This is a genomic window from Mycobacterium sp. NBC_00419, from assembly GCF_036023875.1.
Classification (GTDB): domain Bacteria; phylum Actinomycetota; class Actinomycetes; order Mycobacteriales; family Mycobacteriaceae; genus Mycobacterium.
In genome coordinates, this window is sequence record NZ_CP107931.1 from 2,808,758 (window position 1) to 2,827,108 (window position 18,351).

Here is an 18,351-nt window from a genome sequence, read left to right on the forward strand (position 1 = left end):
GTCGTGAGTTCCGGCGCGCAGCGCAAGATCGCAGCGCGGGGGTGCGGTCCGCCGTCAGCGGGTCTCCTTCAGACGGCGGCTGCCAGCGGCACGGTCCTGACCGTGTATACGGGCCGGCCGCCATCGGGCCGAGTCGGATCAGGATCGGGGGTCTCGAAGGTGACGTCGTTCAGTCGGTAGGTGGTGTTCCCGATCGTCGCGACGAAGTCACCGGTAACCCGCTTGATGGGGTCGCGAGCTTCCAGGATTCCGACCGAGTTCGGCTCGATGGGCTGCTGTATCGAGAATTGGTACTGCGTGCTTTCAGTCCAACTCTGGGTGCTTTCCCGGCTGATCCCGAGTTCGACCAGCTGCAGAATCGTGGCCTTCGCGCTCAGTGACAGAGTCAGGCTCGTCGTCGTCTCACTTGTCTCCGTCCGAGTGAAGGTCGACGTGATCGTCGTCGAGCCCTTGTTCTCCGCGGTGGCTACTACGCGGGGTTTCGTTTGAGTCTGTTCGAAGGTCTTGGGTGAGAAGCTGCACTTGGCCGAGCCGTTGCTACACAGCGAGTTGAGAATTTGGGCTTGCTTCTGGCCTTGTCCGCTATCGATCGTGTAGGTGCTGCCGGCCGGGTCGACAAGGTAGGTGTTCCCGTTTTGAGTCCAGCCGTCGGGCCGGGTGAAGGTGCAGTCGCCCGTGGTGCACGAAGCCTTCGAATTGTCCGGATTCACCACTGAGAGGGAGTCGACGTACATATTCACTGCCCACTTGCGGGGCGTGCCGTCCGGCGCGGTGCTCGTGAAGGTTGCGGTGGTCTGATAGTTGCTGGCGGGGTTGAGGTACTGCGTGCTCTCGAAGCGGACCGTGTCGCCGGGTTTCAGCACCGTGCCGACGGGCGGCGATCCGACCGAGCCCTCGAAATTGGCGCGGTCGTAAACGAACTTGCTGAGGGTAATGGAACTTCCGGTGAGATTGGTGACGGTGAACCCCCTGGAGTAGCCGCCCTGTGACCAGTAGGGAACCTCCACGAACGCCTCGGTCGACCGGCTCGAGAATGGATCGAGCAGGTTGAATCCACGATCACTGACGGTCGCGGTGAAGGAGTCATAGCCGTTGAAGTCGGGTCCGGGAATGTAGGTGTACACCCCATCCGGCGTGATCTGGACCGTCCCATAGGTTGGCTGCTGTGCCAGCGAATAGGTCAGCGCATCGCCCTCGGGGTCGACGGCCTTGAGGCTTCCGACCGTCTCACCGTTCGGCTCGATCATGAAATTGATCGGATCGACGGTGGGAGTCTGGTTGAAGAGGGTACGCCTGACCAGCAGTAGTGCACCTTGGAGGAACTCGCTGATCGGCGAAGCGGGCAGGTTGCCCAGCAGCGACGCGGTGCCGTCGAACCAGCGGGTTACCGCAGCGTTGAGTCCGCCGAGCGGATCGGCCGGCGTCAGTTGCGGTGGGGAATTGAAGACTCGCGCCGAGACCCCGGTGCTTGCTGCGCCGCCGGACGCCGTCGCGCTCGCCGAGCGGGTCTGATCGTGGGCCGCGACGAGCTCTGACTCGATCGGATCCGGACTCCGCGTCGGCACCGGCTCGCCCACCGCCGCGGTCCGGTTCAATCCCTTGTCAACCGAGTCCACCGTCGCGCGGCGGGCTGCGGCTGACGCCGTGAGGTGAGTTGGTGAACTCGGCGGCACGGTACCGACCGGCACTGCGGCCGCAGAACGCAACCGCGTAGCGGCAGTGTGGCCGCTGGTGGTAGCGGCTCCACCTGCGCGGCCGGCGGGTGCAGTCGCTGCCGCCCGCTGGTGGCGTCCGGTGGTAGAACTCGGCGCAGCAGACGAATCCCCGTTGCCGCTGTCGGCTGCGGCGATTGCCTGCGGGCCCACGATCGACAGGCCCAGCACGACGGCGGCAGACCCCAGCCCAGCCGAAATCCTTGACATCGTCACGGCGACCCCCTGGTGACCAGCTGTTATGGAAAGGTTGCGCGAAATTAGCACAGCTGGGTTAGCTGGTCCAACCAGTTGGCGGAATTGATGACCGCCAACTTCCAGAAGTGGTCACCAGCCCTTACGTGCTCAGCACTCCACGACGTTGAGGGCGAGTCCGCCCTTGGCGGTCTCCTTGTACTTCTCGGCCATATCGGCCCCCGTCTCGCGCATGGTCTTGATGGCGGTGTCGAGGCTCACGTAATGGGTGCCGTCGCCGTGCATCGCCATCCGCGCGGCAGTGATGGCCTTGACCGCGGCCACCGCGTTGCGTTCGATGCACGGAATCTGCACCAGGCCGCCCACCGGATCGCAGGTGAGCCCGAGGTTGTGCTCGATGCCGATCTCGGCAGCGTTCTCCACCTGTGCCGGCGTCCCGCCGAGCACCGCCGTCAGCCCGGCCGCGGCCATCGAGCACGCTGAGCCGACCTCACCCTGACAGCCCACCTCGGCACCGGAGATCGACGCATTCGCCTTGAACAGCACACCGATCGCGGCCGCGGTCAGCAGGAACTGCACCACCCCGTCGTCCGATGCCCCGGTGACGAAGCGCGAATAGTAATGCAGCACAGCGGGAATCACCCCGGCGGCGCCATTGGTCGGTGCGGTGACGACCCGGCCGCCGTCGGCGTTCTCCTCGTTGACGGCCAGCGCGTACACCGTCGTCCAGTCCAGCGCGTACAACGGGTCGTCGGGTTTGGCCTCCAACTGGACAGCCAGTGCGCCGGCTCGGCGCTTGACCGCCAGCCCGCCCGGCAACACGCCGCGGTGGGCCAGACCGGCGCGCACGCAGTCCTGCATCACCGCCCAGATCTCCAACACACCCGCGCGGAGGTCCTCGTGGCGGCCCAGTGCCCGCTCGTTGTCGGCCATCAACTCGGCGATGCTGCACCGGCGACCGACAGCGAGTGCCACCAATTCCTTTGCGGTACCGAACGGATAGGGCACCTCGGCGAGGCCACCAACCGGTGCCGCCGCCTCGTCCTCGTCGAGCACCGCTCCGCCGCCGACGGAGAAGTAGATCCGCCGGTCGAGCGGCTCCCCGCCGCCGCCGAGTGCCTCGAAGGCCATGCCGTTGGAGTGAAAATCCAAGCGGTCCAGGCGAAGTGCGATGTCGGAGTCGATATCGAAGTCGATGGTCCGGCCACCACCTAGCACCAGGCGTCCGGTGTCGCGCACGGCCTGCACGCGACTGGTCACCTCGGCGGGGTCCACGGTCTCAGGATCGGCACCGGCCAGCCCGAGCACCACCGCGCCGACGGTTCCGTGCCCGGCTCCGGTGGCCCCGAGGGATCCGTACAGGTGCACCCGAATCCGTTCGGTCGAGCCGAGGACACCCCGTTCGGCGAGCCGGGTGACAAAGCGGGCGGCGGCCCGCATCGGCCCGACAGTGTGCGAACTCGAGGGGCCGATGCCGATCGAGAACAGGTCGAAGACGCTAACGGCCATGGCCACTACGGCTTCGGGGCGACCTCGACGCTGGGGGGCAGCGCGGACGGCTCGGGCTGCATGGAGCGGCGCACGATGCTGAACGCCACCGCACCGCCGACCAGTGTCGCCAGGCCGAGACCGCCGAACACCAGTAGGCGCCGCCGGCGATGGGGCGCTGTGCGCGCCTCCTGCAGGGCGGCAGGCAACTCGGAGACCACTTGTTTGACCGCGGCCGCCTCCAGGGCCAATTGCTGGCGGGCGGCGCGGGTGTTGCGGTATCGGCGGCGCACGCCCGCGGCGGCCGACTCGGCCGAGTGCACGGTCAACCCGACCACACCGCGCGTGACGTCGACCGGGCCGACCGCGGTGTAGTGCAGTCCGCGGTTCAGACGCTGCCGGGAGGTGAGCTTCGGTTCGGTCTTTCGGCCCATGGCTCAACACTGCCACACCCCTGCACCGGGTGGCCGGGAGATGGCGCAGCGGGCGCTAGTGGCACACTGTGAATTCGTGACGAGCCCCATTGCGACCGCGACAGCGACCCTGCACACCAACCGCGGCGATATCAAGATCGCCCTGTTCGGCAATCACGCCCCCAAGACCGTTGCCAACTTCGTCGGCCTGGCCCAGGGCACCAAGGAGTACTCGACGCAGAACGCGTCGGGCAGCACCGCAGGCCCCTTCTACGACGGTGCGGTGTTCCACCGCGTCATCGACGGCTTCATGATCCAGGGCGGCGACCCGACCGGCACCGGCCGCGGCGGGCCGGGCTACAAGTTCGCCGACGAGTTCCACGGTGAGCTGCAGTTCGACAAGCCGTACCTGCTGGCCATGGCCAACGCCGGGCCGGGCACCAACGGCTCGCAGTTCTTCATCACGGTGGGCCCGACCCCGCATCTGAATCGCCGGCACACCATTTTCGGTGAGGTCGTCGACCCGGAGTCGCAGAAGGTCGTCGACGCCATCGCCACCACCTCCGTCGATCGCAACGACCGGCCCACCGAGGCGGTCGTGATCGAGTCGATCACCATCTCCTGACGTCTGGGCGCTGCCCAGCTCACCGCCCGGCGTAGCCCGCGGCGGTGAGCGCGTCGAGCACGGTCAGCGGCTCGGTACCCAGGTCCCACCGGCTGAGCACGATCAGCCGGTTGTCGGTGGTGTCGATTTCCAAAAGTCGGACTTTGCGGCCGATGCGCCGGAACTCGGTGATGCGGATCAGCGAGATGTCCGGGTTCCGCAAAGTCTGTGAACGGAACCAGCCGCGGTACACCAGGCCCTCAGGCGTGATTGCCAGCCGGGGCCGGGCACGCCAGGAGCCGGTTGCAAACAGAATGAGGCCCACCGCGGCAACGCCGGTGAGAATGCGCCCCGGAGGGTCTGTGACCACGGTCACACAGGCGATAGCCATCACAAAACCCACGAGGCCGAGAGCTGCGATACCCGCCGGATTGGGCGCCCACTCAGTTTGCTGCACGGGGTCCTCGGCTGCCTTCACCGTGGGGAATGCAGTTATCCACAGGCGCTATCAACAATGGGGATGAATCACATCGATGTGATTGGTTTACCAGTAGGTTGCCAGCACGGTAACGGCCGGCGCACAGCCGCAAGCCCAAACGGATGTCGCCGACACTCACCGCCACCGCATCGTGAGCAACAACCCTGTGATCATGAAGGCAAACGCGATCGCGTAGTTCCAGGGGCCCAGGTTCGACATCCACTGCAGCGCGCTGGGGGTGTCGTACCCGGAGGCCGCAAGCTGGAACACCAGCAGCCAGATCAGCCCGATCAGCATCAGACCGATGAACAGCACGACGAACCACACGCTCGACGGTCCGGCCTTCACCTTCACCGGGGTACGGCTGACCGACTTGACGGTGAAGTCGTTCTTCTTGCGAACCTTGGACTTGGGCATGGGTACCTTCGGGACGAATCGGTGCGACGATGGTGCGCAGATCGACTATGAGATTAACGCAGCGACGCCGCGACCAGACACACGCGGCACCGACGACGACCGCGGCCCCGCACTCGGCGTGGCGCTACGGCGTCCCGGTGGTGTGCCTGCTGGCCGGTCTGCTGCTGGCCGCCACCCACGGGGTCTCCGGTGGCGGTGAGATCCGCCGCAGCGATGCACCACGGCTGGTGGACCTGGTGCACGACGCGCAGAACTCCGTCGACCGGCTCAGCGCCCAGCGTGATGCCCTGGCCGCCCAGGTGGACTCCACCCATGGTGCCTCGGCAGGCACGGCGCTGACGGCGATGAAAGCCCGCGCCGACGAGCTCGCCGGTGACGCCGGGCTGGAGCCGGTGCACGGCCCCGGCCTGGTGGTGACGCTCTCGGACGCGCAGCGCGACGCCAACGGCCGCTTTCCCCGCGACGCGTCCCCGGACGACCTGGTGGTCCATCAGCAGGACATCGAGGCCGTCCTGAACGCGCTGTGGAGCGCTGGCGCCGAGGCGATCCAGATGCAGGACCAGCGGATCATCAACACCTCCGCGCCCCGTTGTGTGGGCAACACCCTGCTGCTCAACGGCCGCACCTACAGCCCGCCGTACGTCGTCACCGCGATCGGCGACGCGGGCGCAATGCAGGCCGCGCTGGGCGCCGCGCCGCTCGTCACGCTCTACAAGCAGTACGTGGTGCGGTTCGGGCTCGGATACAGCGAGCAGGTGCGCTCCGACGTCGAGGTCGCCGGCTACACCGAACCGGTGCGGATGCGCTACGCCCAGCCCGCCGGTCCTGTCGGATATTGAGGCGATAGTCCCAGGTAACCTTGCACGGTGCAGGTCTTGGTCGTCGACAACTACGACAGCTTCGTGTTCAACCTGGTCCAGTATCTGGGCCAGCTAGGCGTGCACGCGCAGGTCTGGCGCAACGACGATGCCCGCCTGGTCAACGCCGACGCTGTCGCCGCGGAATTCGACGGCGTCCTGCTGAGTCCCGGCCCGGGCACACCCGAGCGCGCAGGGGCCTCTATCCCGCTGGTGCGCGCGTGCGCGGCGTCGGGTACACCGCTGCTGGGGGTCTGCCTGGGTCACCAGGCGATCGGCGTGGCCTTCGGTGGCACGGTGGACCGGGCGCCCGAACTGCTGCACGGCAAGACCAGCACCGTCTATCACACGAATGCCGGTGTGCTGCAAGGGCTTCCGAATCCCTTCACCGCGACGCGCTACCACTCGCTGACGATCCTGCCCGAGACGGTGCCCGCCGAGCTCGAGGTGACAGCGAAAACTCGCGGCGGCGTGATCATGGCGGTGCGCCACGTTGAGCTGCCCATCCACGGGGTGCAGTTCCACCCCGAGTCGATCCTGACCGAGGGCGGTCACCGGATGCTGGCCAATTGGCTGGGCTACTGCGGCGCCGCGCCCGCCGAGACTCTGGTGAGCCGGCTCGAGCAGGAAGTGGCCGACACCGTGCGGCACGCGACCGCCAACGACCCGCTGTTAGCGGCGGGCAGGAGCGCAGCGACCGGGGGTTGAGGCCCGGCTACCCCGGCTACGACGCGAAGCTGAGCGTGACCGTCGCTCCGAAGTCCACGGCGGTGCCCGCCGCGGGACTCTGGGTGACCACGCCATTGCTGCGGACGCCGCTGTTGTCGGCATTGGGGCCCTTGATCATCACACCCGTCCACCCCAGTGCCCGCAGATTCGGTTCGGCGTCCAGCCAGAACTGACCCTTGAGGTCGGGCATCACGAACTGGTTGCCCTTGGACACCTGGACCTGGATCACGGTGTCCTGGGGAACGATCTGTCCCGCCGCCGGCTCCGAGCCGACGACCTGGCCGTTGGGCTCGGTGCCGTCGACCGGAACGGGGAAGAACTTCAGGAAGCCCGAGGCGGTGAGAATCTGTCCCGCGACGTCCACCGTCTGCCCGGACACCACGGGTACCGCCGCGGTCTGTGGCCCCGAGCCCACGACGATCGTGATCTCGTTGGTGATCGCCGAGGTCTGATTGGCCGGCGGGATCGTCGAGAGCACCTTGTCCTTCTGCTCCGGCGCCGACGCCGAGTCGGTCTGCTTGAACTTGCCGAACCCGGCGGCCTTGAGCTTCTGCACCGCCTCGGCGTAGCTCAGCGAGGACACGTCAGGAACCTCGCGCTGCTCGGGCCCGGTGGAGACGTTGATGACGACCTCGTCGCCCGCCCCGGCCTGCGAATTGCCCGCCGGATCGGTATTGATGACATGGTCGGGCGGCACCGTGTTGTCCGGCTTCTGCTGGGTGCGGATCTTGAAGCCCTTGTTCTGCAGGGCCGCGATCGCATCGGCTGAAGCCTGGCCCCGCACGTCGGGCACCTGCACGTCGCGCGGACTGCCACTGACCATGTTGATCGCGACCGTCACCACGACGGTGAGTATCGCCAGCACCGCGACGGCGATCAGCCAGCGCCCGATCGAGCCGCCGGAGCGGTCCCGCTCGACGAACTGGCCCGGCCGCGGAATCTCGTCGGTGGTCTCGGAGCGTGACGGCACGCCGGGGGTGGCGTTCATCATCGAGGTGCGCTCGGCAGGGGTGAACACCTTGGGTGCTTCGGGCGCCTCGCCGTTGTGCACCCGAACCAGGTCGGTGCGCATCTCGGCCGTCGTCTGATAGCGGTTCTCGGGGTTCTTGGCCAACGCCTTGAGGACGACGGCGTCGAGTTCGGCAGAGATGCCCGAATGCTTCTGCGACGGCGGCACCGGGTCTTCACGGACGTGCTGGTAGGCCACCGCCACCGGCGAATCACCGACGAAAGGCGGCTCGCCGGTGAGGACCTCGTAGAGCACACAGCCCAGCGAGTAGACGTCCGAGCGGGCGTCGACGGACTCGCCGCGGGCCTGCTCCGGGGACAAGTACTGGGCGGTGCCGATCACCGCGGCGGTCTGGGTGACGCTGTTGCCGGCGTCGGCCAGTGCGCGGGCAATGCCGAAGTCCATCACCTTCACCGCGCCGGTCTTGGAGATCATGATGTTGGCCGGCTTGACGTCGCGGTGGATGATGCCGTGCTGGTGGCTGAAGTTCAGCGCCTGGCAGGCGTCGGCGATCACCTCGATGGCCCGCCGCGGCGGCATCGGACCGTCGGTGTGGACGATGTCGCGCAGCGTCACCCCGTCGACGTACTCCATCACGATGTAGGGCAGCGGGCCGGTCGCCGTCTCGGCCTCGCCGGTGTCGTAGACGGCCACGATCGCCGGATGGTTCAGCGCCGCGGCGTTCTGGGCTTCGCGGCGGAACCGCAGATAGAAGCTGGGGTCGCGGGCCAGGTCAGCGCGCAGCACCTTGACCGCCACGTCGCGGTGCAGACGGGTGTCGCGGGCCAGATGCACCTCGGACATGCCGCCGAAGCCCAGGATCTCGCCCAGTTCGTAGCGATCCGACAGATGCTGCGGGGTGGTCATGACGGTGTCTCGTCGTCGGGGTGGGCGTGTTCGATCGCGGCGAACCGGATCACCAGACCGGTTCCATCCCAGCCCGACGGGGCGGGCTGCGCGCTGGGGCTCGGCGTGACCGTCTCGGTCTCCGTGCGTTGCACCGGCGGTGTGTTGCGCCGGTCGCGGTCGGCCAGCACGATCAGGATCGCGCTGATGATCGCCAGGGCGCCCAGCACGCCGGCTGCCCACAGCAGCGCGCGCTGACCCGAGGAGAAGGTTCGGCGGGCCGGCTGGGTGCGGTGTCCGCCGGTGGCCGGGCGCGGACGCGGTGCGGGGGTGGGTGCGACGGCGGGCAGTCGCGGCGAACTGCCGGGGATCGCCGCGGGGGTGGCCCGGATGGTCGGTGCGGAGTTCGGCCGCGGGGGACGACGACCGGCGCGCACCGCGCCGACCGCGTCGGCGAACTGGCCGCCGTTGCGGTAGCGCATGCCCGGGTTCTTCACCAGGGTGATCTCGATGAGCTCACGCACATTGGGCGGCAGGTCGGCGGGCAGCGGCGCCGGTGTCTCCTTGATGTGCTTCATCGCCACCGTCAGGGCGCCGTCGCCGACGAACGGACGCTTGCCCGAAACCGCTTCGTAGCCAACAACTCCCAACGCGTAGACGTCGCTGGCGGCGGTGGCGTCGTGGCCCAGGGCCTGTTCGGGCGCGATGTATTGCGCGGTGCCCATCACCATGCCCGTCTGGGTGACGGGGGCGGCGTCGACGGCCTTGGCGATACCGAAGTCGGTCAGCTTCACCTGGCCGGTCGGGGTGATGAGGATGTTGCCTGGCTTGACGTCGCGGTGCACCAGACCGGCGGCGTGCGCCACCTGCAGCGCGCGCCCGGTCTGCTCCAGCATGTCCAGGGCGTGGCGCAACGACAGCCGGCCGGTGCGCTTGATGACGGAGTTCAGCGGCTCGCCGTTGACCAGTTCCATCACCAGATAGGCGGTGCGGCCCTCGCCGTCCATGTCGGTCTCGCCGTAGTCGTGCACGGCCGCGATCCCGGGGTGGTTGAGCATCGCGACGGTGCGCGCCTCGGCGCGGAACCGCTCGACGAACTCGGGGTCAGAGGAGTACTCCGCCTTGAGCACCTTCACGGCCACCCGCCGGCCCAGCCGGCTGTCGACGGCCTCCCACACCTGGCCCATGCCGCCGGTCGCAATGAGGCGCTGCAGCCGGTACCGGCCGGACAGCGTCACTCCCACGCGCGGGCTCATGGCTTGCCTCGCTTCGCTCGACTGCGCGGGCTCATGGCTTGCCTCGCTTCGCTCGACTGCGCGGGCTCACGATGCCCCCTGCAATGCCGCCGCAATAGTTGCCCGCCCGATCGGCGCGGCCAGCGACCCACCGGTTGCGGAGAGGCGGTCGCCGCCGTTCTCGATCAGCACCGCGATTGCGACCTTCGGGTTCTGTGCCGGGGCGAACGCGATGTACCAAGCATGTGGTGGGGTGTTCCTCGGGTCGGTGCCGTGCTCGGCGGTACCGGTCTTGGAGGCGATCTGGACGCCCGGAATCGCTCCCTTTTGCTGGGTGAGCTGTTCGGCACCGATCATCAAATCAGTTAGCTTAGCGGCGACCTGGGGAGAAACCGCACGCCGCTGCTCCTGCGGCGCGGTGGTGGCGATGTTCGACAGGTCGGGCCCCTTGAGGCTGTCGACCAGGTAGGGCTGCATCAGCACCCCGGAGTTGGCGATCGTTGCCGCCACCTCCGCGTTCTGCAACGGCGTCACAGCCACGTCCTTCTGACCCATACTCGACATTCCCAGCGCCGCGGCGTCGACGATCGGGCCGGTGGTGGACTCGGCGACCTCCAACGGGATCGGCGCCGGTGCACTATCCAGCCCGAACGCTTGCGCGGTGCTGCGCAGTGCTTCGGCACCCACCCGGATACCCAGTTCGACGAAGGCGGTATTGCAGGATCGGGCGAATGCGTCGCGCAGCGAGGCCGTCGGGCCGTCACCGCACGGGGTGCCGCCGTAGTTCTCCAAGGTCGCGGTGCTGTTGGGCAGCTGAATCTGGGGGGCGGCGGTCAGTTGGTCGGTATCGCTGACGCCGGCCTGCAGCGCGGCGGCGGTGGTGATCACCTTGAACGTGGAGCCGGGCGGGAAGGTCTCGGCGATGGCCCGGTTGGTCAGCGGCGAGCCGGGGTCGTCGCGCAACTGCTGCCAGGCCTTGCCCTGCTCCTCGGTGTCGTGGGTGGCCAGCAGATTGGGGTCGTAGGACGGCGCGGACACCATCGCCAGGATCTTGCCGGTGGACGGCTCCAGCGCCACCACCGAGCCCTTGCACGGCCCGTTGCAGCCCTGCTCCATCGCTTCCCACGCGGCCTGCTGCACCCGCGGGATGATCGTCGTGTCGACGTTGCCGCCGCGCGGATCGCGGCCGGTGAAGAAGTCGGCCAGCCTGCGGCCGAACAGGCGCTGGTCGGAGCCGTTGAGAATGGTGTCCTCGGCACGCTCCAGGCCGCTGCTGGAGTAGCGCAGCGAGTAGAAGCCCGTAACCGGTGCGTACGCAAAGGGATTCGGGTACACCCGCAGGAACCGGTAATGGCCGCTGGTGGACACCGAGTAGGCCAGCAGCTGGCCGCCCGCGGTGATCTGCCCGCGCTGCCGGGAGTACTCGTCGAGCAGCACCCGCTGGTTGCGCGGATCGGCCCGCAGGCCGTCAGCGCGGAACACCTGGGTGACCGTCGCGTTGACCAGCAGCAGCACGATCAACGCCATGATCATGATCGAGATACGTCGCAGTGAGGTGTTCATACTCGCTCGATCACCTCGGTGCTGGCCGCCGCGATCGGGGTGTGCGGGTTGGTCATGATCGGCCGCCGCGCGGCGTGGGAGATCTTCACCAGGATCGCCAGCAGCAGGTAGTTGGCCACCAGCGATGAGCCGCCGTAGGACATCCACGGTGTGGTGAGGCCGGTCAGCGGGATCAGTCCGGTGACACCGCCGACGACGATGAACAGCTGGATGGCCAGTGTGGAGGCCAGCCCCGCGGCCAGCAGCTTGCCGAAGCTGTCCCGCACCGCGATCGCGGTGCGCAGCCCGCGCACGATCAGGATTGTGTACAGCAGCAGCACGCCGGCCAGGCCGACCAGGCCGAGCTCCTCGCCGACGGCGGCGATGATGAAGTCCGTCGACGCGGCGGGCACGGTCCCGGGCTGGCCGTTACCCAGGCCGGTGCCGAAGATGCCGCCGGTGGCGAAGCTGAACTGCGACTGCACCATCTGGTAGCCGGCGCCCTCGGGGTCGGCGAACGGGTCCAGCCAGGTCTGCACGCGCACCCGAACATGGCCGAACAGGTGGTAGGCCACCACGCTGCCCGCGGCGAACAACGTCAAGCCGATGGCAACCCAGCTGAACCGCTCGGTGGCGATGTAGACCATCACCAGAAACGACGCGTACAGCAGCAGTGAGGTGCCGAGGTCCTTCTCGAACACCATCACACCGACCGAGGCGATCCACGCCACGAGCAGCGGCGCGAGGTCGCGCGGCCGAGGCAGGTCCATGCCCAGGACGTGCTTGCCGGCGCTGGTGAACAGGTTGCGCTTGGCCACCAGGACCGAGGCGAAGAAGATCAGCAGCAGAATCTTGGAGAACTCCGCGGGCTGAATGCTGAAGCCCGGGAAGCGAATCCAGATCTTGGCGCCGTTGGTCTCGGAGAATCTGGCCGGCAGCAGCGCGGGAATGACGAGCAACACCAGGCCGACCAGGCCGCAGACGTAGCCGTAGCGGGCCAGGATCCGGTGGTCCTTGAGGAAGACGAGAGCCAACGAGAAGCCGACGACACCGACCAGCGTCCACAACATCTGCTGAGAGTCGCTGGGGCCCTGGGCCGATGCCGCCAGCTCGCCGGGGACCAGATCGAGCCGGTGGATCATCACCAGGCCAAGGCCGTTGAGCAGCGCGACGATCGGTAGCAGCACCGGGTCGGCGTAGGGCGCGAAGCGCCGGATCGCCAGGTGCGCGCAGATGAACAGAGTCAGGAAGGCAAGGGTGGAGCTGGCCAGATCCCAGCTCATCCCCTGCTCCTGGTTGGCCTCCACGATCATCAGCGCGACCGCGGTGATCAGCGTCGCGAAGATCAGCAGCGCCAACTCGGTGTTGCGTCGGGTCGGGGCCACCGGCGCCACCGTCACGGGGGCCTGCGGTTGGGTGCTCATGCCGCCGCCCGGCAGTCCACACCCGGCTTCTGCGGCGGCGCGGGCAACTGGGTCACGGTCGGCGACGGGCTCGGCGGCGCGGTCGGCACCACGGACTCCGTTGCTGCCGTGGCACTTTCACCACTGGTGGCAGTCGGCGACGGGCTCGGTGAGGGCACCGTGGTGGTGCGCGGTGCCGCCGATGTCGGCGTGGGCGCCGCTGAGCGCGAGGCGCTGGTGGGTGCCGGGCTCGGAGCGGGGGCCGACGACGGTGCCGGTGTCGGAGTGGGTGCCGGTGTCGGGGTTGGCGGGGCGCAGGGCGGCAGCAGCGAACCGCGCGCCAGTTCGCGAAGCTGGCCGATCGCGTTGTCCAGGCTGCCCGCGGGCAGTCCGGCCGAGACCTGCGTGCGCTCGGAGGGCCGCAGATCCTGCAGCCGCATCAGCTGGCAGCCCAGGTTGTCGGTGGCCTGCCCGTAGCTGATCTGGGACAGCTCGTTTCGGTCGTTGAGGCAGCCCAGCAGGTAGGGCTCCTGCAGCGGGTAGCCCAGCATCGAACCCTGAATGCCGCGCATGATCGCGACCGTGCCGTTGTAGGCGCTGACGTAGTAGTTGCTGCGGATGACCTCTCGGCCCACGACCAACCCGGCGATCGCGAGCAACGCCACGAGGGCGGCAACGATGACAATTCGCTTGCGGGAGCGCGGCTTTGGCGGCGGCTCGGGTTCGGCCATCACCCGCTTGGCGACGTTAGGCCGGGGGTTGATGGCCGAGGCGCGCCCGGCCGCGGTGTTGGGGGGCGCGACGTGATCGTCGTCCCCGGAGACCGCTCCGGCCAGGATCGGCTGGGTCTGGCCGCCGTAGTCGTAGTCGACGACGTCGGCCACCACCACGGTGACGTTGTCCGGTCCGCCACCGCGCAGCGCCAGTTCGATGAGCCGGTCGGCACTTTCGGCGACGTCGTCGATCTGCAGCGCTTCCTGGATGGTCTCGAAGCTGACCGGATCGGACAGCCCGTCGGAGCACAGCAGGTAGCGGTCACCCTCGCGGGCCTCGCGCATGATCAGCGTCGGCTCCACCTCGTGCCCGGTCAGCGCGCGCATGATCAACGAGCGCTGCGGATGGCTGTGCGCCTCCTCGGCGGTGATCCGGCCCTCGTCGACTAGGGTCTGGACGAAGGTGTCGTCCTTGGTGATCTGGGTGAGTTCGCCGTCGCGCAGCAGGTATCCACGCGAGTCGCCGATGTGCACCAGCCCAAGCCTGTTGCCCGCGAACAAGATTGCGGTGAGCGTGGTGCCCATGCCCTCGAGCTCGGGTTCCATCTCCACGTGCGCGGCGATCGCCGTGTTGCCGTCGTGCACCGCCTCGTCGAGCTTGCTCAGCAGGTCCCCGCCGGGCTCGTCGTCGTCGAGATGGGCCAGGGCGGCGATCACCAGCTGGGAGGCCACCTCACCGGCGGCGTGGCCACCCATACCGTCGGCCAGGGCCAGCAGGCGCGCTCCGGCGTAGACGGAGTCTTCGTTGTTGGCGCGAACCAGGCCGCGGTCGCTTCGGGCGGCGTAGCGCAGGACGAGGGTCACGGGCGCAGCTCAATTACCGTCTTGCCGATATGTACCGGCGTGCCGATCGGAACGCGAACTGCCGTGGTCACCTTCGCCCTGTCGAGGTATGTGCCGTTGGTCGATCCTAGGTCTTCGACGTACCAGTCCGAACCCCGCTGGGACAGCCGGGCGTGCCGGGTGGAGGCGTAGTCGTCGGTCAGCACCAGCGTGGAGTCGTCGGCGCGGCCGATGAGCACCGGTTGGCTGCCCAGCGTGATGCGGGTGCCGGCCAGCGCACCGTCGGTCACCACAAGGTAGCGGGCATTACTGCGGTGCTGACGCGAGGGCAGCAGCGCACCGCGCAGGGCCAGACCGCGGCGCACCATGACAGCCCCGGTCGGGGCGTAGATGTCGTTGCGCAGGATGCGCAGGACCGACCAGATGAACAGCCACAGCAACAGCAGGAAGCCGGCGCGCGTCAGCTGCAGAACTAGTCCCTGCATCCGGCGTCCTCTCCGTCCTCGCACCGCTGTCGCCGTCCCGGCGATACCCGCTGACACCGGGCCGACTTCGGCACCGTCACGATACTGGGACGCCGGGGCCGACGAGGGTGAAGCCACCCAGCTTCGCCCAAGGCTCGGCCCCCCGCCGACCTCAGTGAACGCGGACGATGATCTCGGAGTGGCCGAGCCGGATGACGTCACCGTCGGCCAGCTGCCATTCCTGGACGGGCGCGTTGTTGACCGTCGTCCCGTTGGTCGAGTTGAGGTCGGAGAGCAGCGCCACCTGGCCATCCCAGCGGATCTCCAGATGCCGGCGCGAAACCCCGGTGTCGGGGAGCCGGAACTGGGCGTCCTGCCCGCGGCCGATGACGTTGGCGCCCTCACGCAGCTGGTAGGTGCGCCCGCTGCCGTCGTCGAGCTGCAGGGTGACGTTGTGGGCGGCGCCGGGGTAGTCACCCTGGGCCGGCTGGCCGTAGCCGGCGTAGCCGCCGCCGGCGGGCTGGCCGTAGTCGTAGTCACGTCCCGGTTCGGCGTAGCCCGCCCCCTGCTCGTAGCGGGGGTAGTCGGGCTGGGCGTAGTCCTGGCGGCCGTAGCCACCGCCCTGGCCGGGATAGCCCTGCTGCTGCTCGTAGCCGCCCTGGTCGGGGTAGCCCGGGCGGGACTCGGGACGCCCGTAGCCGGGCTCCTCGTGGCGGCCCGGTGCGCGGCCGTAGTCGTAGTCACCGGACGGGGCGTTGTAGCCACCGCCGGCGGGCGGGCCGTAGGGCGCCTGCGGCGGCGGGCCGTAGCCGGGAGGCGGCTGCCGGTAGCCCTGGTCGTAGCCGCCGCCGTAGCCGGCCGGGGGACGCTGCTCGTAGCCGCCCTGGCTGGGGTAGCCCTGCTGGTAGCCGCCCTGCTCGGGGTAGCCGCCACGCGGCGGGTAGCCCGGCTCGTTCGGCGGGGTGTAGCCGGGACGCTCCTGGTCGGGCGGGTACGGGCCGCGCTGCTCGGGAGCGGGAGTGCCACCACGCGGCTCGTCGGCCGGGCGGGCGTAGCGGTCGCGGTCCTCGTAGTAGTCGTCGGCGGGCCGCCCCTGACCCTGGTCGCCGCGGTAACTCGGGTTGTCGCTCATCGGTGGTACTCCTGGTTCTGCGGTGAACGCATCTTTCGATTCTGCTGGGGCGGTTGCGCCTGCGGTCGGGTGGGGGCTGGCGTCCGGATTGACGACGCCACGCGCACGGTATTGGCCAGTGTGCAGGTTGGGCGAGTGCTCGAACCTGACAACGACATCACCATACGTTTGCCACCCTTGTTCCTGGATGTATCCCCCCAAGTGTTTGGCAAAAGTGTCCGATGTGAGATCGCGATCGGCGCTGACCTTCTCAAAGTCGGACCCACTGAGGGTAATGACGTAGTCGTTGGGCGCCAAAAAACGGCCGCCCTGCAGCGTTTGCACACCATCGGCGGCCTCCCGGCGCAGTAGTTCTTCTACTTCTTGCGGAACGATCGACCCACCGAATACCCGGGCAACGGCATCACCCACCGTGTTCTCGAGTTTGCGCTCGATGCGTGAAACCAGACCTCTCTGGTTACTCATCTCACCGCCTGCCTCGAGTCCGGCGCGTGTTGCACCACCCTTTGTTTCTCCTGCATGGTATCGGCCCTGGTTGTTCAGCCGTCACCATGAGAACTCTGAGAATCGAATTACACCAGGTCAGGGGCGCACACGCAGGACTGTGACCTGGGCCGTAAGCTGATCAGAAGCCGTGGGCGCGAGTTGGGGATCATCCCGCAGACCTGATACGCTCCCCCGGTTGTTTTGGGCGAGTGGCGGAATGGCAGACGCGCTGGCTTCAGGTGCCAGTGTCCTTCGGGACGTGGGGGTTCAAGTCCCCCTTCGCCCACAATTTTGAGCGGATAGACCCCGGCTTCGGCCGGGGTTTTTTCGTTGGGTGTCCACGATGATCGGCGAGGCCGGCGATCACGGCGGATCCGTGTCGTCTGCGCCGTCCCCTCTTTTGACGATCTGATGAGGGTTGAAGTAGTAGTTGCGGGGTGGTCGTCGGCGGGTGGATCGGCGGCTCGGCCGCCATTCGATACCTCCCTTGCCGAGGGTGACCGTGTATCCGCCCTTTTCGAGGATGCGGTTGTCCGGTCCGGACATAAGCGACAATCCGTCGATGTCTGTGGGCCCGTTGTGTGGTGCGGCCCATTTGATGTTGTGGTTGACCTCGCAATGGTCGAACGGAGTTGTGGATCCGGGCCGCGTGCTGCCGCCATCACGGGCGAAGAGCATCAGACGCTGGGCGGCGGTGGCGAGACGCTTCGACCGGCCTTCGTTGAGCTGCAGCGACTTTGCTCCCTGGAAAATCGCCAGATAGTGGTGCGCCTGCTTGCCATCGAGCAGTGCGATGACATCTGAGATGGGCATCATCGACCCGCTGGAGGTCAACGCGTGGCCGGTGCGGGCTTCGAGGTCAGCCAAGTCGGCGCGGATGATCAGCTTGACCGGTAGCCCGCGGTGGGTGCCGAGCACGTCAGCGGCCAGGAATGCGGTGAGCAGGGCTTCCATCGCGTCGTGGGTGCGCTGAGCGGGCGTGCGCGTGTCGGCCTTGATCTGATCTTCGGTGGTCTCCGCGCCCACGGCGGTGGGATTCCCGGGAATGTTGTGCCCCGGGGCCGCCTCTTTCTTCAGGGCCGCTTCCCATTTGGCCCGCATCGCCGGGGTAAGCCAGCCCGCGATTCGGCTCATGCCGTCGGGGCCTTGCTTGCCGATGACGATGCCGCGTTTCTTGGCACGGTCGACGTCGGTGAACTGACCATCTTGGTTCCAGCAGTAGAGCTGCTTGGTGACCAGTGTGCGCAGTTCTTCGGGCGTGAACGCGGCGGCCAGCTCGGCGAGGTTGGCCTCGGCCTCGGCGACCTCCTCCGGGTCGACACCTTCGGGAATCCGGTCGGCGAAGTCGGTCATCACCGCGACGTGCGCTTCGGTGATCAGCCCGTCAGCCTGGGCGGCAGCGGTTGCCGGTAGTTCGGGTCCGAGGGGTTGGCCGGTCAGTGAGGTCCGTGGCCCGAGCGCCTTGGCGTGGTCCACCCGACGGCGCGCCTCAGCCGATGACAGAAGCAGCAGGTCGCGCAGCCACACTGCCCAGGTAGGTGCGTCGCCAAGCTCACCAGGCGTCGTCTGGCGCTGCAGCGTGGCCAGCAGCTGGTGCTCGACAGCGGGCAGCGCATTGCGCACCAGCTGCAGGGACTCCAGGGCCGGCACTATCTCGCGCGGAGTCAGAGTCGCCAGGTCTAACTCGGACAACCGGGTCAACGCCTGCCCCAGGTCGCCGAAAGCACCCGGCGCACCGGCGCTGACGCCGCAAACCTGGATCATGCTTCGAACATACATTCGAGC

The 18,351-nt window shown here is 68.0% G+C and carries 16 protein-coding genes and 1 tRNA gene; 4 read left to right on the top strand and 13 right to left on the bottom strand.

From position 1 onward, the window contains the following. Nucleotides 1-68: 68 nt before the first annotated feature. From OG976_RS13405 to cwsA, 3 genes are all read right to left on the bottom strand, one after another. Complete coding sequence (locus tag OG976_RS13405) at nucleotides 69-1,616, bottom strand: Ig-like domain-containing protein (RefSeq protein WP_328349561.1); 1,548 nt, start codon at nucleotides 1,614-1,616, stop codon at nucleotides 69-71. A gap of 441 nt (nucleotides 1,617-2,057) precedes the next feature. Beyond that, a complete protein-coding gene (locus tag OG976_RS13410) occupies nucleotides 2,058-3,416 on the bottom strand; it encodes an L-serine ammonia-lyase (RefSeq protein ID WP_328349563.1) in 1,359 nt (452 codons plus the stop codon). A gap of 5 nt (nucleotides 3,417-3,421) precedes the next feature. Then, on the bottom strand, nucleotides 3,422-3,829 hold the full coding sequence (gene cwsA / locus OG976_RS13415; protein WP_328349565.1) for a cell wall synthesis protein CwsA: 408 nt from the start codon (nucleotides 3,827-3,829) through the stop codon (nucleotides 3,422-3,424). A gap of 58 nt (nucleotides 3,830-3,887) precedes the next feature. Here cwsA and OG976_RS13420 point away from each other — a divergent pair, with 58 nt between their 5' ends. Continuing rightward, nucleotides 3,888-4,433 carry a peptidylprolyl isomerase gene (locus OG976_RS13420; protein WP_328363533.1) on the top strand — a complete coding sequence of 182 codons (546 nt, stop codon included), beginning with the start codon at nucleotides 3,888-3,890 and terminating at the stop codon, nucleotides 4,431-4,433. Between the two features lie 19 nt (nucleotides 4,434-4,452). Here the strand turns inward: OG976_RS13420 and OG976_RS13425 are convergent, their stop codons facing one another. Both OG976_RS13425 and crgA read right to left on the bottom strand, forming a co-directional pair. Then, a complete protein-coding gene (locus tag OG976_RS13425) occupies nucleotides 4,453-4,869 on the bottom strand; it encodes a PH domain-containing protein (RefSeq protein WP_328363536.1) in 417 nt (138 codons plus the stop codon). Between the two features lie 156 nt (nucleotides 4,870-5,025). Next, a complete protein-coding gene (crgA, locus tag OG976_RS13430; RefSeq protein WP_328349567.1) occupies nucleotides 5,026-5,307 on the bottom strand; it encodes a cell division protein CrgA in 282 nt (93 codons plus the stop codon). A gap of 47 nt (nucleotides 5,308-5,354) precedes the next feature. On the opposite strand from crgA, the gene OG976_RS13435 reads away from it, so the two are divergent. Beyond that, entirely contained in the window at nucleotides 5,355-6,146 is a 792-nt protein-coding gene (locus OG976_RS13435) for a DUF881 domain-containing protein (protein WP_328349569.1), read from the top strand. 27 nt (nucleotides 6,147-6,173) lie between these two features. Then, a complete protein-coding gene (locus tag OG976_RS13440) occupies nucleotides 6,174-6,872 on the top strand; it encodes an aminodeoxychorismate/anthranilate synthase component II (RefSeq protein WP_328349572.1) in 699 nt (232 codons plus the stop codon). A gap of 16 nt (nucleotides 6,873-6,888) precedes the next feature. Here OG976_RS13440 and pknB read toward each other — a convergent pair whose 3' ends face one another. The 7 genes from pknB to OG976_RS13475 all read right to left on the bottom strand — a co-directional run bounded on the left by pknB (nucleotide 6,889) and on the right by OG976_RS13475 (nucleotide 16,545). Further along, nucleotides 6,889-8,769: a Stk1 family PASTA domain-containing Ser/Thr kinase gene (gene pknB, locus OG976_RS13445; protein WP_328349574.1), complete on the bottom strand. Its 1,881-nt coding sequence runs from the start codon at nucleotides 8,767-8,769 to the stop codon at nucleotides 6,889-6,891. Then, entirely contained in the window at nucleotides 8,766-10,004 is a 1,239-nt protein-coding gene (locus OG976_RS13450; RefSeq protein ID WP_328349576.1) for a serine/threonine-protein kinase, read from the bottom strand. The genes pknB and OG976_RS13450 overlap by 4 nt, the downstream gene beginning before the upstream one ends. A gap of 66 nt (nucleotides 10,005-10,070) precedes the next feature. Continuing rightward, nucleotides 10,071-11,546, bottom strand: coding sequence for a D,D-transpeptidase PbpA (gene pbpA / locus OG976_RS13455; RefSeq protein ID WP_328349578.1), 1,476 nt, complete (start codon nucleotides 11,544-11,546; stop codon nucleotides 10,071-10,073). Beyond that, on the bottom strand, nucleotides 11,543-12,949 hold the full coding sequence (locus OG976_RS13460; RefSeq protein ID WP_328349580.1) for an FtsW/RodA/SpoVE family cell cycle protein: 1,407 nt from the start codon (nucleotides 12,947-12,949) through the stop codon (nucleotides 11,543-11,545). Before OG976_RS13460 ends, pbpA begins: the two co-directional genes overlap by 4 nt. Further along, entirely contained in the window at nucleotides 12,946-14,505 is a 1,560-nt protein-coding gene (locus OG976_RS13465) for a PP2C family protein-serine/threonine phosphatase (RefSeq protein WP_328349582.1), read from the bottom strand. Before OG976_RS13465 ends, OG976_RS13460 begins: the two co-directional genes overlap by 4 nt. Then, the gene (locus OG976_RS13470; protein WP_328349584.1) at nucleotides 14,502-14,969 is read right to left on the bottom strand and encodes an FHA domain-containing protein FhaB/FipA; all 468 of its coding nucleotides are present in this window, start codon (nucleotides 14,967-14,969) and stop codon (nucleotides 14,502-14,504) included. Before OG976_RS13470 ends, OG976_RS13465 begins: the two co-directional genes overlap by 4 nt. Before the next feature lie 151 nt (nucleotides 14,970-15,120). Then, entirely contained in the window at nucleotides 15,121-16,545 is a 1,425-nt protein-coding gene (locus OG976_RS13475; protein WP_328349586.1) for a DUF3662 and FHA domain-containing protein, read from the bottom strand. A gap of 224 nt (nucleotides 16,546-16,769) precedes the next feature. On the opposite strand from OG976_RS13475, the gene OG976_RS13480 reads away from it, so the two are divergent. Next, nucleotides 16,770-16,852, top strand: a tRNA-Leu gene (locus tag OG976_RS13480). A gap of 77 nt (nucleotides 16,853-16,929) precedes the next feature. On the opposite strand, the gene OG976_RS13485 is transcribed toward OG976_RS13480, so the two are convergent. Then, a complete protein-coding gene (locus OG976_RS13485) occupies nucleotides 16,930-18,330 on the bottom strand; it encodes a 13E12 repeat family protein (RefSeq protein ID WP_328349588.1) in 1,401 nt (466 codons plus the stop codon). Nucleotides 18,331-18,351: the final 21 nt, after the last annotated feature.

Coding starts and splice junctions, on each gene's coding strand:
- OG976_RS13410 (WP_328349563.1), bottom strand. CDS start 3,416: ATGGCCGTTAGCGTCTTCGACCTGTTCTCGATCGGCATCGGCCCCTCG.
- cwsA (WP_328349565.1), bottom strand. CDS start 3,829: ATGGGCCGAAAGACCGAACCGAAGCTCACCTCCCGGCAGCGTCTGAAC.
- crgA (WP_328349567.1), bottom strand. CDS start 5,307: ATGCCCAAGTCCAAGGTTCGCAAGAAGAACGACTTCACCGTCAAGTCG.
- OG976_RS13435 (WP_328349569.1), top strand. CDS start 5,355: ATGAGATTAACGCAGCGACGCCGCGACCAGACACACGCGGCACCGACG.
- pknB (WP_328349574.1), bottom strand. CDS start 8,769: ATGACCACCCCGCAGCATCTGTCGGATCGCTACGAACTGGGCGAGATC.
- OG976_RS13450 (WP_328349576.1), bottom strand. CDS start 10,004: ATGAGCCCGCGCGTGGGAGTGACGCTGTCCGGCCGGTACCGGCTGCAG.
- pbpA (WP_328349578.1), bottom strand. CDS start 11,546: ATGAACACCTCACTGCGACGTATCTCGATCATGATCATGGCGTTGATC.
- OG976_RS13460 (WP_328349580.1), bottom strand. CDS start 12,949: ATGAGCACCCAACCGCAGGCCCCCGTGACGGTGGCGCCGGTGGCCCCG.
- OG976_RS13470 (WP_328349584.1), bottom strand. CDS start 14,969: ATGCAGGGACTAGTTCTGCAGCTGACGCGCGCCGGCTTCCTGCTGTTG.
- OG976_RS13475 (WP_328349586.1), bottom strand. CDS start 16,545: ATGAGTAACCAGAGAGGTCTGGTTTCACGCATCGAGCGCAAACTCGAG.
- OG976_RS13485 (WP_328349588.1), bottom strand. CDS start 18,330: ATGATCCAGGTTTGCGGCGTCAGCGCCGGTGCGCCGGGTGCTTTCGGC.